General features: G+C 68.1%; 9 protein-coding genes. 2 read left to right on the top strand and 7 right to left on the bottom strand.

Annotated elements, in window-relative coordinates; translation table 11 throughout:
* Window positions 1-93 precede the first annotated feature (93 nt).
* Window positions 94-738, bottom strand: a complete 645-nt coding sequence (locus tag POL72_RS19560; RefSeq protein WP_272096961.1) for a sigma-70 family RNA polymerase sigma factor — start codon at window positions 736-738, stop codon at window positions 94-96.
* Window positions 739-2,623: 1,885 nt separating this feature from the next.
* Here POL72_RS19560 and POL72_RS19555 point away from each other — a divergent pair.
* Window positions 2,624-3,709 carry a hypothetical protein gene (locus POL72_RS19555; protein WP_272096960.1) on the top strand — a complete coding sequence of 362 codons (1,086 nt, stop codon included), beginning with the start codon at window positions 2,624-2,626 and terminating at the stop codon, window positions 3,707-3,709.
* A 158-nt stretch (window positions 3,710-3,867) separates the two neighbouring features.
* Here the strand turns inward: POL72_RS19555 and POL72_RS19550 are convergent, their stop codons facing one another.
* Both POL72_RS19550 and POL72_RS19545 read right to left on the bottom strand, forming a co-directional pair.
* The gene (locus POL72_RS19550; RefSeq protein ID WP_272096959.1) at window positions 3,868-4,944 is read right to left on the bottom strand and encodes a hypothetical protein; all 1,077 of its coding nucleotides are present in this window, start codon (window positions 4,942-4,944) and stop codon (window positions 3,868-3,870) included.
* A gap of 264 nt (window positions 4,945-5,208) precedes the next feature.
* On the bottom strand, window positions 5,209-5,982 hold the full coding sequence (locus POL72_RS19545; protein ID WP_272096958.1) for a phosphoenolpyruvate--protein phosphotransferase: 774 nt from the start codon (window positions 5,980-5,982) through the stop codon (window positions 5,209-5,211).
* A 378-nt stretch (window positions 5,983-6,360) separates the two neighbouring features.
* Here POL72_RS19545 and POL72_RS19540 point away from each other — a divergent pair, with 378 nt between their 5' ends.
* Window positions 6,361-6,990, top strand: coding sequence for a LysE family translocator (locus POL72_RS19540; protein WP_272096957.1), 630 nt, complete (start codon window positions 6,361-6,363; stop codon window positions 6,988-6,990).
* Here POL72_RS19540 and POL72_RS19535 read toward each other — a convergent pair.
* From POL72_RS19535 to POL72_RS19520, 4 genes are all read right to left on the bottom strand, one after another.
* Window positions 6,965-7,717 (bottom strand): hypothetical protein, encoded by a 753-nt coding sequence (locus tag POL72_RS19535; RefSeq protein ID WP_272096956.1) that lies wholly within the window; start codon window positions 7,715-7,717, stop codon window positions 6,965-6,967. The genes POL72_RS19540 and POL72_RS19535 overlap by 26 nt on opposite strands.
* A 48-nt stretch (window positions 7,718-7,765) precedes the next feature.
* Window positions 7,766-8,428, bottom strand: a complete 663-nt coding sequence (locus POL72_RS19530) for an alanyl-tRNA editing protein (protein ID WP_272096955.1) — start codon at window positions 8,426-8,428, stop codon at window positions 7,766-7,768.
* 7 nt (window positions 8,429-8,435) lie between these two features.
* Window positions 8,436-9,221: a 2OG-Fe(II)-dependent halogenase WelO5 family protein gene (locus POL72_RS19525; protein WP_272096954.1), complete on the bottom strand. Its 786-nt coding sequence runs from the start codon at window positions 9,219-9,221 to the stop codon at window positions 8,436-8,438.
* A gap of 1,332 nt (window positions 9,222-10,553) precedes the next feature.
* Complete coding sequence (locus POL72_RS19520) at window positions 10,554-11,714, bottom strand: AraC family transcriptional regulator (protein ID WP_272096953.1); 1,161 nt, start codon at window positions 11,712-11,714, stop codon at window positions 10,554-10,556.
* Window positions 11,715-12,160: the final 446 nt, after the last annotated feature.

The following is a 12,160-nucleotide window of genomic DNA, read 5'->3' as shown; positions in this document are numbered from 1 at the left end:
CCGGCGAGGCCGCCCGGATCGTTGCGAAATCGTACACGGGCTCGACGCGACCGGCCGAGCGGGCGCCGAACGGAGGCATCATCGGCGACGGCGTCACCGGACGGCGCCGTCACCGGTCGGCAGGCTCGGTGAGGCGAGTTTCTCGGCCAGCGCCCTCCTGGCGCGACGGAGCCTGCTGGCAGCGGAATTGGGGTTCATGCCGCACGCTCGTGCCCAGGCGACGAGGCTCGGAGGCCCGGCCGCCGCGAGGAGGACCTCGCGATGGCCCGCGGGGAGCGCGGCGACCTCGCGGAGCGCGGCGCGGGCAAGGAGTTCTCCCTCGATCTCGACAGGCGACTGGTCGGCGGGCGAGAAGGGCGCGCTGCACAGGATCTCGCAGCGGATATAGGCACTCTCCCGGTAATGGGACACCTGGCGCCAGGCGACCCCGTGCAGCCATGCGCGCAGCGCCGCGCGCGGGCGCCGCCGTGGGTCCGGGCGGTACCTGCGCGCTCGGATGGCTTCCCAGGCGCCGAGGAGCACCGTCTGGAGGAGATCCTCGCGGTCGCGGGCGGGAACGTGGAGGGCGCGGAGCAGGTGGGCGACGAACGCTCGCTCGGCCCAGAGGGCATCGATCGAGAGCGAGACCGCCGGGTGGAGCGCCTCCTTCGGCCCGCTGTGTGCGCGGCGGCGCGTCCGGGATCCAGGCGCATCGCGGCGGCCCTCCCGCCGGGGAGGGGTGGGCAATGGGGTCTTCATCGGAGCGCTATCCGGGACTGCCCCGCTTCTCGCTGCACAATCGACTGGCCCGCGTCACCGTGGGGGGCCAGAGAGCTCGTTCCGGCGGCAGGCGGGGACGGCGCACGATGGGAACAGGCCGAGCCATCATGAAGGGCGACGTCCCCGGAGGCAGCCTTGAGGCTCCCGCAACCTCGTTCGGTGCCCCTACTGAGTGGGACGGTGCACGCACCTCGGTGAATGCCGTCGAGAGGTCGCGGAAATCATCGCCGGCCTCCGTTCTGCGCGGCAAGCTCTTCGCCAACGCAGACCCCCCGGCCGATGTCGGAGTGCATGATGAAGTGCGCCGAGGCAGGAATGGCTTGCCCGGCCGGACGAAAACACCCGTACAAATCCGACGTCAAAACTGGACTACTGATGCAATGCAGAGGCCTCGGCCTGGCCAGCAGATGCTGGTACTATTACAAAAACGGGGACATCTGTGTGTTCATCGCCGGAGCTCCCGTTAAGTGCGGCTACGAGGGTGGAACTCCTGATTGAGAGCGCGCGCGTAGAACGCGGCTTCCCGCGACGCGCGCTTCCAGTCCGGTCCGAACAGAGATTCCATGCACCGAAGAGCGAGCGGGTAGAGCTCGGGCGACCGCTCGCTGCCCGAGAGCGCAGCGGAACCTAGTCCGCGGAGTCGCCGCATCCGTTCGACGTCTTCCACGGTGATGGATATAGGCCCGTGCAGGCGACCGCGGACGTGCTCCAACATCGCCCCATCGGCGGCGGTCAGGGTGTTTTCCCACGCCGAGGGATCCACCTGGAGATCGGCGTCGCCGTGCTCGATCGCGTCGGCGAGGATGCGGATGTAGCCGACGGCGTAGAGCGTGGCCCAAGACGCTTAGTCGAGCAGATCCTCGTCCTCTTCGCTGAGCAGATCCTCGTCCTCGTCGTTGTCGTTGGTGAAGGGCTGAGCCGGGTCAGGCATGTCCGGAGTCTAGTTCAGTCTCACGATGCGGAAAGGTGCGGCGGCGTCACCTCGTCCGAGGACGGTCTGGAGCGCGATAAGAGAAGGTCACCGTGCAACAGACCGCGCCTGGCTTCCCTCGTTTGCTGATGGGGCACACGGCCAGGCGGACTCCTGGCGCCGCGCCTCGCTCGGTCCGCTCGCCCCTCGTGCGGGACAGACACCCTGGCATGACGTTCGCGCTGGAACTCCGGCGCAACGCTCCCCGTTGCGCCGGAGGTGGCTCCGCGCAGCAGAATCGCCTTGGTCATGGCTGCCCTCCTGGGAGCGCCTGCTTGCGGGGTGGCGGACGAAGCAAGTGATGCAGATCGGAGCGACGCGGAGGACGTCGAGCGGCGCGCTGCATGCGCGGTGGCCCGTCCGGGGTTCCGGCGCTCGGAGGACAGGCGACGGCCCTTCCGCGGGGAGGAATTGGCAGCGGGGTCTTCATCGGAGCGGTTTCCGGGACTGCACCGCTTCTCGTTGCACAATCGACGGGCCCGCGTAACCGTGGGGCACCAGAGCGCTCGTTCTGGCGGCAGGTGCAGGACGGCCGCTCGACGACGGGGAAAGGTCGAGCCCTCATGAAGGGCAACGCGGGCTGTCGCCTTGCGAAAGATGAGAAAAGTACCTCGCTCTTCGTAATGTGATCGAACGGGGGTGGTCTGCCCCAGGATGGATCTGGCGGCGCCCTGGGGTCCCCTGGTAACGTGGCCGCGCTTACCGCGGCGCCCCCTCGACGGCGCCGCAGATGGAGAGGTCATGGCGGCGCGGGCACGACGTTGGCGGCGTGGGATCGTGGTGTGGTGCGCGAGCACGCTCGGGCTCGGTGTCACGTCCGGCGGATGCGGGTCGTCGACCGGATACATATGCCCCTGGGATGAAGACCAAGGACCCAAGACAACGCCTTGTGAGGTGCTCGACCCCCCGGACGCCGGCGGAGCTGGCGGGTGCGGTGGTGGCGGCGATGGCGGCGATGACTGCGCGGCCGAGGACGACACGGACGTCGCCATCGCGTCCGATTTCGGCGACCTGATCCCACCAGCAGAGGTCTGCGCAGGGCAGTGCGTACCGAAGGAGCCGCTCGGGTGGTCCGAGCCCGCGCTGCTCTGGATCGGCTCCCCCGACGGCGTGCCGAGCTGCCCTCCGAACGCGCCGATCGTCGGCTACGAAGGCTACGCGGATTTCGCGGCTCCGGCCCCGCACCAGTGCCCCGCCTGCGCGTGCGACCCGCCCGAGGCGACATGCGAGGTGCCGATGGCATGGAGGGCCTACGCCAGCTTCCCGTGCGGCGGCCCCGAGGCGCCAGCGACCTCGTTCGCTGCCCCGGATGGGTGGGACGGGACCTGCACCTCGGTGAATGCCGTCGAAACCGGACGGACCTGCGGTGGCGTCCCGTGCGTGCAATCGCTCGCGATCCAGGCGCCTCGCGTCGTCTCCGCAGGTTGCGCACCGAGAGTCACGGAGGCGCCGGAGAACCCCGACGAGCCCGCGACGGAGGGAAGCTTCGCGATCGTCGCCCGCGCGTGTACCGGAAACGCGTCCCCCCCGTGCGCAGATCCCGGGATGACCTGCACGCCGGCGCCGCCGATCGGCGACGCCGCGCCGCCGGAGGGGTTTCTCACGTGCATCCACCACGAGGGAGAGCAGGACTGCCCCGCCACGTACCCGGACCGGCACGTCTTCCACACCGGCGTCGAGGACACCCGCGGCTGCGCGCCGTGCGGCTGCACCGAGCCCACCGGAGCGACATGCAGCGTCCTGGCCTCCGCGTTCAGCGACGAAGGGTGCTCGCAGCTCGTTGCGGCCCAGGTGATCACGGCCGACGCCCCCGACTGCGGGACCGTCGCGACCGGCACGGCGCTCGGAAGCAAGTCGGTGAGCGTCGTCAGCCTCGAGCCCGGAAAGTGCGAAGCGTCCGGCGGCGAGGCGGTGGGCAGCGTCGCGCCCACCTCGGCGGCGACGTTCTGCTGTCAACGCACCAGCTCTGTACCGGCCTGAGTCGACGGCTCGTTTCGGGCGCAACAGCGGCCTCGCCAAGGGGGGTGGCAGGCGGCGAGGGGCGCGCGGCGACCTCCGCGCGCTGCATGCGCTCGCAGCCGCCTCATGGGAATAGCTCCCATAGGCACGTCCGACGATTCGCGAAACCGCACGGAGGTTCAGAAGAAAGCGACCAGACGGAGCGCCACCGCCTCCGAGACCGGCGCCACAGACCACCCCTCGCCATGGATCGGTCGAATGTGCGTCCGATGTATGTTGATCGAGAGGTCGCCGCTGAGCTGCCCGGCAAGGCGAGCCGAAAGCGGCATCTCCAGCCCCGCACGAAACCCAAGCCCTGCGTAGGGCAGTACGAGTTCCCTGCCGGTGCTGTCCCTGACGTTCCACAGCCCGCCTGCCGTGGCGAGGGCGCAGCCGAAGAACCAGTCCGCGTGACCGCAGGGAACCACTGAGCCGCTCAGCCCCGACACGCCGAAGGTCCAGCCGCGATAGGGCTCGGCATCGATCGGAAGATCTCCGCGGGCCTCCAGCGAAAGCGAGAACCTCTCCCAGCGGGCGCCGGCGAACCCCGAGAACCCGACCGCCACGGAGGGCGCCACGCCGGCGCCGAGCAGCACCCCGGCGCCGAGCTGGAGGCGCGGGCGATCCGGCGGCGGCCTCGGACGCGGAGCGGGTCGGGCTGGCACCGCGACCAGGTTGGGCGGCTTCGAGGCCGGCGCCCCGGGCGACGCGCCCGGCGGGACGCGTGAAGCGGCGCCCCTTGGCACCGACGGGGGCGGCGGCCCTGGCAGCGGCGAGATGGGAACGCTCTCCGGTGCAGGCCCTGATGGCAGCAACGGGCGCATGAAGGCGCTGAGGGAGAGGCCGATGTCCTCCACGAGCGCGCCACAGATCGCGCTCGAGTGCTCCTGGCGGCCGAGCGCCCGACCATCGCGGTCATGTAGCGCGATCTCTCCCTGGAACGCCGTCCCCTTGCGCCGGATGACCACCTCGATGTGCCACGCGCCGTCGCGCACGAACGGGTCGACCCCGCCGAGCTGGCTCGCGACGATCTGCCGGAGGCTTGGCTCCTCGGGGCACCCCTCCGTGCCAGGCCCCCGCGTGTAGGACAGGCGCGCGCCGCGCGGCGGGACCTGCGCGAGCGCCATGGGCGCCGCCAGGAAAAGCGCCGCGGCGAGCGACAGCGCGGCGCGGTTCATCCTCCGGATCCGGCCGCGGGCGAGGAGCGCGCCGGACATGAGCGGAGCTCCCTCATCCGTCATCCGACGTCGTCCGTCGTCATCCGTACGATTTCCGGAGAGGTCTCCCGGCTTGTTGCGAAATCGTGCGCCAGCACCGAAAAAGAATGCACGCGGTTTCCCGCGACATTTCTCCCGAACCTGGAGAGATGTCACCTGGAATTGGGACTGGAGCGGCGTTGCGAGGTGACCGGCGAACGGCGCCGTCCACGCGCGATGGGTAGGATGGCCGGTCGCTTGCCGGCGGGCGTGCGAGGAGCAGCGCTATCCGATCGGCTCAGGCTCGGCGTCGGTCTTCTTCCTGGCGCTGGCGGCGCGGGCCCGCTGGTCGGCGCGCCGCGCTTCCTCCGCCGCGTCCTCGTACGGCGAGAGCAGCCGGTCGCGGAGGAGCGCGTGCGTCTCGTCCTTGTCGTCGTCGTACTCGGCATGGGCCTGGACCAGGAGCGTGCCGTAAGCCTCGTGCCACGCCTCGACCGCCTTGACGGCCGGATCCGCGGCCTTCGCCTCGGTGACGCCGAGCTTCTTGCCGTACAGCTCCGTCCAGCGCTGGAGGCGGCCTGTCTCGGCCGAGAGCCCGAGACGCTCGACCGCCGCCTTCACGTCCTTGCCCTCGAGCGCCTTGATCATCGCGCTCATGCGCACCCACTGCTGGGAGTAGACGAGGCGGATGAAGCCGGTGCCCGACGACAGCACCTCCGAGCGCACCAGCAGCGCATCGCGACGGCGCGCCGCCTCGTCATCTGTCAGCGGCAGGATGTCGTCGTGATCGAAAGCGCGCTCGATGCTGGCGAGCTGGCTGCTGAACGCTCCGATGCACCGGTCGGTGCCGCGATCGATCTCCACCATCGTGGCGTCGATGCTCCCGAGCGCCTCGAGGGCCTCGGTGGACGCAATGACGGACTGGACCGCTGCGTCGACCTTGGGAGATAGCTTGATCTTCTTCGACTTCAGGGCCTCCCGGTGAGCGGCGAGCTTCGTACCTGCAACAATGCACCCGCTCGGCGTGAGCCGGCGGGCGAGAAATGCGGCTTTTCCCATCAGACCTGGCTATCGGGCGCGAGATGACCCAGCAAGGCGGCAGCACGTAGTCGACGCACCGCAGCACACCGGCGGCGTCCCCCCACGCTCCGCCGCATGCCGGCCGGCGTCCCCCCACGCTCCGCCGCATGCCGGCCGGCGTCCCCCCACGCCCCGCCGCATGCCGGCCGGCGTCCCCCCACGCCCCGCCGCATGCCGGCCGGCGTCCCCCCACGCCCCGCCGCCCATGAGCGAGCGGACAGTCACGCACGGATTGCTGCTCACGCGAATCGAGCCAAGCTTGTCCGATGCTTGCTCGATGCACAAGCCAGCGTGTCAAGGGACAGGATGGTCACCGACCTTGACCGTCAACTCGCTTGGCTTTAGGGAGCCCACGAAATGTTCGCGCCCCTGGTTCACGCGTACGGAATATTCCTCATGGCCCTTGTCTCACCGGGACCAGATTTTGCCATCACCGTCAAGAACAGCCTTACCCGTGGGCGAAGAGCCGGACTGCTTTGTGCTGCGGGCGTGACGCTGGCCAACTCACTGCACATCCTCGTCGCAAACCTCGGGGTGGGGGCCGTCATCGCGGGTTCTCCTCATGTTTACAGTGCCCTGGTCTGGGTGGCGGCCGTCTATCTAGGGTACCTGGGGATCCGCCTCCTGCTCTCCAAGAGGACCGCACCGCCTTCTGATCCGCATCAGGAATCGCCTTATCGCGGCAAGGGGAGCGCGCTTCGCTCCCCGCTGCTCGAAGGCTTCCTGGTCAATGTGCTCAACGCGAAGGCGATCCTGTTCTGGGTCAGCTTCTTCGCCCTGGTGCTCCGAGAGGCGCTGCCCATGCCTGTCCGCGCAGGCTTCGTTGCTGCGATGATCCTGACGCTCCTCGGCTGGTTCTCCTTCGTCGCTCAGGCGCTCTCCCGGCCGCGGGCCCGACGATTCTTCTTTGAGCACGAGCTCGGCTTCAATCGCCTCATGGGGCTTCTACTGATCGCGCTGGCTATCCGGGTGGGCGCGACGACGTGAGGAACCGTTCGATCTTTCGGATCCTCATCTCAACATCCTCGATACACTTCGCAATTTCTCGCCGATAGTCAAGGCGCCAGGCTTCCTCGGTGATCCGGTGCCCTACCCGCCAGAACACCACGTAGCTCATGAGCACAGACAGCTCGCGCTTGATGTCGAGGATATCAGGCACGAACGCCGGCTCGGCCAGGCCGAGCAACATCTGAGCTCCAATCGAGTACAAATGGGAAAAATTCTCTTGCACGACGTGGCGCTCAGCGTCCAGGTAGAAGAGCTCCGCCGCGTTCTCGACGATGGGCCTGGAGTCCACGTAGGCAATACAACGGTTGGCCAGCGCACGCAGCTCTTCGATCTCGGCGCGAAACAGGTGCTCACCGTCAATTTCGTCCTCTCTTCTCCATCCGTCAGCGAGGCGATAGCCGAGTCCGCGAACATTTCGGATCACCTGCAGCGCCAGGCCAGCGCGCAGCAGATCCTGCCGAGCCCCATGCACGATCTTATGAATCGTTCGTTCGAGGCTCGCTGGAGATCCGACGGGATAGACCGCCCGAAAATGAGCGAAGATCGCCTCCAGCGAGGCGGTTTCAGGGTGGAGGCTCGCGATGAACTGGATGAGCTCGCTGTGCAGCACGCTCTTGAAGCGGTGCTCGAGTCCATCGATCCAAAATACGACGTCACCGGCCACCAGACGGAGCTGCTGGGCGCCATCAGGGCACGACAGCTTCACGACCCCTCGCCGCAAGCTTCGGTCCGTCGAGCGGCTCATATTCAGGGATCAGGGAGGTAGCGCGTCGTAAGCCACGCGAACACGGTTCCCTTTCCTCTTGATGCTCAGGACTCGTATAACGGAGATCTCGGACAGAGCTCGCACGTGGGTTCCGCCGCAAGGTATCGGAGGGAAGTCCCCTATCTGGATCTCTCGCGAGCTGTACGGGTCACCCGTCACCTTGACCTCGATGGATTTTGAGAGGAGCTCTCTCAAGCGTGTCGACAGCTCTGTAGCAAGCCCATCAAAGCCGGAAGCTTCCGCCGGCCCCTCGAACTCGACGCGCGCTTCTCCTGGCCACTGATGACCGGCCACGGCGGTCAATCCATGCTGAAGGCTCTCCAGCACCCCGGCGATCAGGTGCCCGGACGAATGGTAGACAGAATTCAGCGTTCGCCAGGCGGAGTCGACTGCGAAACCGTAGGTTCCTCCGACGGACAGGCCCGCGAGCGAGTCCACGAAGTGGTCCACCATGCCGCCATTGTGAGCCACATGCAGCACGCGAGCCGGACCGATGGTCCCTCGATCGGACTTTTGACCACCGCCCTGAGGGTGGAACCAGGTCTCAGCCACTCGGACGATGAGGCTCTCACCTGCGATGAGCTCGGTCACGACAACATTCCCCGTCGCATCGGCCCGCTCTAGATAGACCTTTTTTGTACTAGATTCCATCGCCCGCCTAGCTCCACATCATCAATGTGTGGTCGACCCCCTGGCTCGCCACGAAGCAGGACCAGGTAACGCGCTCGCCCTGGCGCGCTTTTTCGACCGCATGGACGAGGTTCGAGTTGAACAGGATAAGCTCTCCCGTCCTGGGAGAGATGCGGACGGGATCGTGTGCCAACATCGATCCATGAACCCCGTAGCTTCCCGAGATTCCCGCACGCTCGTACTCCTCACGGGACAGCGTCATCGGCCAGATCAGCAAGTCACCACCGCCCTGAGGCATCATGAGGTAGATATTCGCCGCCAATTGCCCCTCGACACTTTCAGCCTCTTCAACTCCCGGCGCGTCCCAGGCGAGGACGTCCTGATGCGGCTCGGCGCCCACGCCTGCGCCGAAGAAGCGAGCCAACCCGACGAACATCTTCTTTCCTTGCAGGGTTCCAAGCCTCGAGCCACTTGGCCAGATCTCGTCGAGAACGAGGCGAAGCTTATCGATCGGGCTGAGGTACGGCTCGCAGAACAGCCGCATCTCACGAATCCATTCGACGGCCCTTGCGTAGTAAATCCTCCGAAGCCGCGCTGACGCAACAGACTCAAAGAACGCTTGACCGACGCGGGCGATCTCAGGTGCGTTCACATAGTTCCCATACATATCAGATCTTCGCATCCGGGCAGCAACCTGGATACAGATATCCTCCGGATAGAAATTCGGGACGCGCAGCGCAACGACCTCGCCCCCCATCAACGCGACGAGCCCTTCTTGATTCAGCAAATTCGAGACCATTACCGCGGGTTTCATGTGCTCCCCCCAGTCCTGTTTTTGTGTCCGACATCGGCGTCGACCTGGTATATTGTAAACAGGAGCTAGGTAAGACTCTCTTCCCGCAACGTTCCGGGCGAGGCCACCGCGAGGACCTGGAACGGAGCTAGACGTTCGAATCACCGCAAGAGCCCGTCGTATCTGTCAGAGCTCGTCCGGCACCGCTGCCGCGCGGGCGCTCGCTCCGCTGAGCGCATACCATCTGAGCTGAGCGGCTCGGCATCCAGGCCCGGCATGGAGCGTCACAGCTCCCTGACATTGGGCCCGGACATCGGGCGCTTCGGAGGCTGCCCCCTCGCTTGTTCGGTTCTCGCGGCTCGGGATCCAGGTGTTCCTGCCCCACGGTCCAGCCGGAGGCCCACAATCGCGGATCGCGATCCACCATCGGCGCACCTCACCCCTCGTGGCGTCCTCTCTGCCATTTCCGGACCAACCGCGAGCGTGCGACCGATGCCCGCGCTAGGCTCGGCCGCCGCCCCGAGCAGCCACGCGGACAAGGAGATGACGCGAGCGCGAACGAAGGACGCATCGTCCCCGATCCCCCCGATCCGTGCTCCCCTGCCCTGCTCGTCCCGCTCGCCTGCGGCGCGAGTGCGTGCTCCGGCAGCTCCCTGCGGGACTCGCCCGCACAGACCGGCACCGCGGCGCACGCGCCCGGCCCGCAGCTCGGCCCCGGTCTCGGAGAGCGCGCCCTCGACTGGCGCCGCCGCGACCGCCCTCGCGAGCACGGCGCCCCCCGGCCGCACACCGCTCGGCACGGCGGCGGTACAGCCCTTCCCGTTCCTCCTCACCGAGCCGTCGCGCGACGGCCGCTCGGTGGTGTTCCTCTCCAAGGCACGCCAGCCGGCATCCCCTCACGCCCCGCTGCACGCCGGCCGGCGTCCTCCCACGCGCCGCCGGGTGGAGTCCGGCACCGCTGGCCTGCCGGACACACGAGGCGCGGCCAAGTACCTCGCCCGTGGTGGCGCCGCGTCGAGCTCCACCGAGGCTGAGCGCGTGCGCCGCGCTCCAGGGCACCGGGACCGACAGCCCAGCTCACATGTTCGTCAGGCTGATCTCTGGGAACCCGAGCCACTCCCCATCGAGCCAGGAGAGCACGCGCCGTTGCGCGCCATGCCGCTGCGAGGGAGGCGCTGTTGCGCTACGTCCTGTAGCCCCCGATCGCAGAGAAGCGCGTCGCGATGCAACAGGACGGCTTGGGGCGGCAGTCGCGCAAGCGCGCCTTTGCCGTCGGGACGCTCGCGGCCTCTCGCTCTTGTGCCGGCTAGTGACCAGCGTCCCGCCACCCATCGCGCAGCGAACCGGCTTCTCTTACCTACGCGCCGCGCCGCGCCGCGAGGCCATCACGGTCTCGTCCTCGCGCGCCATGCGCTCTCGTGGAGCGGGCTGCGATTCGCCATTCTGACAAGGCGTTCCTTCACGTGAAGGCGTGTGATTGGACGGTGGGCCGCGGCGATGCTCGCCTGTGTCGCACATGGACGTGCCGCCACGTCCCACCGGCGGCGAGGCGGCGCCCTCGGCCACGGCGCCGGGGGTCAGCCCCGTCCACCGCTTGAACGCGCGGTGGAAGGCGCTCGGGCTCGAATAGCCGAGCTCGTGAGACACGACCTTGGGCTGGGCGGCGCCCAGCGCCCGCCGCGCCCGCTCCAGCCGCAGCTCCTGCAAGAGCTCGCGGTGGCTGACGTGCGCCGCGGCCAGGCGGCGCTGCAGCGTCCGCGCGCTCATCCCGAAGCGCTCGCCGATGCGCGCCAGGCCGGGGTCACCCGCGTCGAGCGCCAGCGCCAGGGCGTGCCGGAAGGCAGAGACGAACTCGGTGTCATGCGTGATGCGCTCGCGGACGTCGAGGAGAGAGAGCGCCTCCTCCGCCTGCACGACAAGGATGCTCATGAGCCGCGGATCCTGGCTGGCGATCGGCGCTTCAGCGATGGCGCGATCGAAGACGATCTCGTCAAAGCGGCCTCCGAAACGCACCGGGACGCCGAGGACCTCTTCATACATGCTCGCCGCGGCCAGGGGCGCGTGCGCGAAATGGATCCGGCGCGGCGCATAGGCCGGACCGAACAGCGCCCGGGAGCGCGCGACGATCAGCCCGAGCAGCAGCTCCGAGAGCGAGGGGACGCCGCCGGGAGCGTCGTGACGGAATCGGAAGCTCTTCCCGTCGGATTCGGTCCAGACGCGACCGGCATCGGCGAGCAGCGGCAGATACCGCGTCAGGTGCGCGAACGCCTCCGCGCCGGTCGTGCTCGCCACCGTGAGGTAATCCAGGATGTCGAGGCTCCCCAGGGGGAGCTGCCGGGCAGCGCGGAGGCTCAGGAGAGGACCAGCCGCCCGGTGGTCGGTGAGCGCGCTCCACACGCGGCGGACCATGGCGATGGACACGCGAGCGCCCCGCTTCTCCAGAAGACCGCCAGGGAGGGCCATCGCACGCCGAACCTCCTCGGCCTCGAGCCCGTCTCGTGCTGCCGCTGTCACCAGAGCCCGCAAGAGCTCCGTGGATCCCGAACCTTGAGCCGGCACGATCGCTGATTATGTGGGCGTGTCGCGAAATGTAAACCGTCGCCAGCGACGCGATCCCGGGGTGCTGCGCCTGCAACGACGACGCAGATGGCGGTTGCGGCAGCGGCCTCCGCTGCGCACTCAAGACGCCTGGGGTCGGCGGCGCAGCTCTGCGGATGGGGCACCCACGAGGGCAAGCGCGTCAACAAGCGTAGTCGAGGAGCGGCGTGCACGCGCGACAGCGAGCGCGCGTCCGGGAACTGCCGGTTTCTGTTCTGCCGCTGACCCAGGAGGAGACCAGCGAGCCGCCGAGCGCTCCAGAAAGAGAACGCGAGCCCGAAGCAGCGTGGGTGCAATTTTGCGATATCGCAACACGATGGCGCATTCTGTACATCGCCTGTCGCGAAGTGGAACTCGAGCCC

Source organism: Sorangium aterium, from assembly GCF_028368935.1.
Taxonomy (GTDB): domain Bacteria; phylum Myxococcota_A; class Polyangia; order Polyangiales; family Polyangiaceae; genus Sorangium; species Sorangium atrum.
Note: the sequence above shows the minus strand (reverse complement) of the source record. Positions and strands in the feature narration are given on the sequence as shown.

Coding starts and splice junctions, on each gene's coding strand:
- POL72_RS19560 (WP_272096961.1), bottom strand. CDS start 738: ATGAAGACCCCATTGCCCACCCCTCCCCGGCGGGAGGGCCGCCGCGAT.
- POL72_RS19550 (WP_272096959.1), bottom strand. CDS start 4,944: ATGTCCGGCGCGCTCCTCGCCCGCGGCCGGATCCGGAGGATGAACCGC.
- POL72_RS19525 (WP_272096954.1), bottom strand. CDS start 9,221: ATGAAACCCGCGGTAATGGTCTCGAATTTGCTGAATCAAGAAGGGCTC.
- POL72_RS19530 (WP_272096955.1), bottom strand. CDS start 8,428: ATGGAATCTAGTACAAAAAAGGTCTATCTAGAGCGGGCCGATGCGACG.
- POL72_RS19545 (WP_272096958.1), bottom strand. CDS start 5,982: ATGGGAAAAGCCGCATTTCTCGCCCGCCGGCTCACGCCGAGCGGGTGC.
- POL72_RS19540 (WP_272096957.1), top strand. CDS start 6,361: ATGTTCGCGCCCCTGGTTCACGCGTACGGAATATTCCTCATGGCCCTT.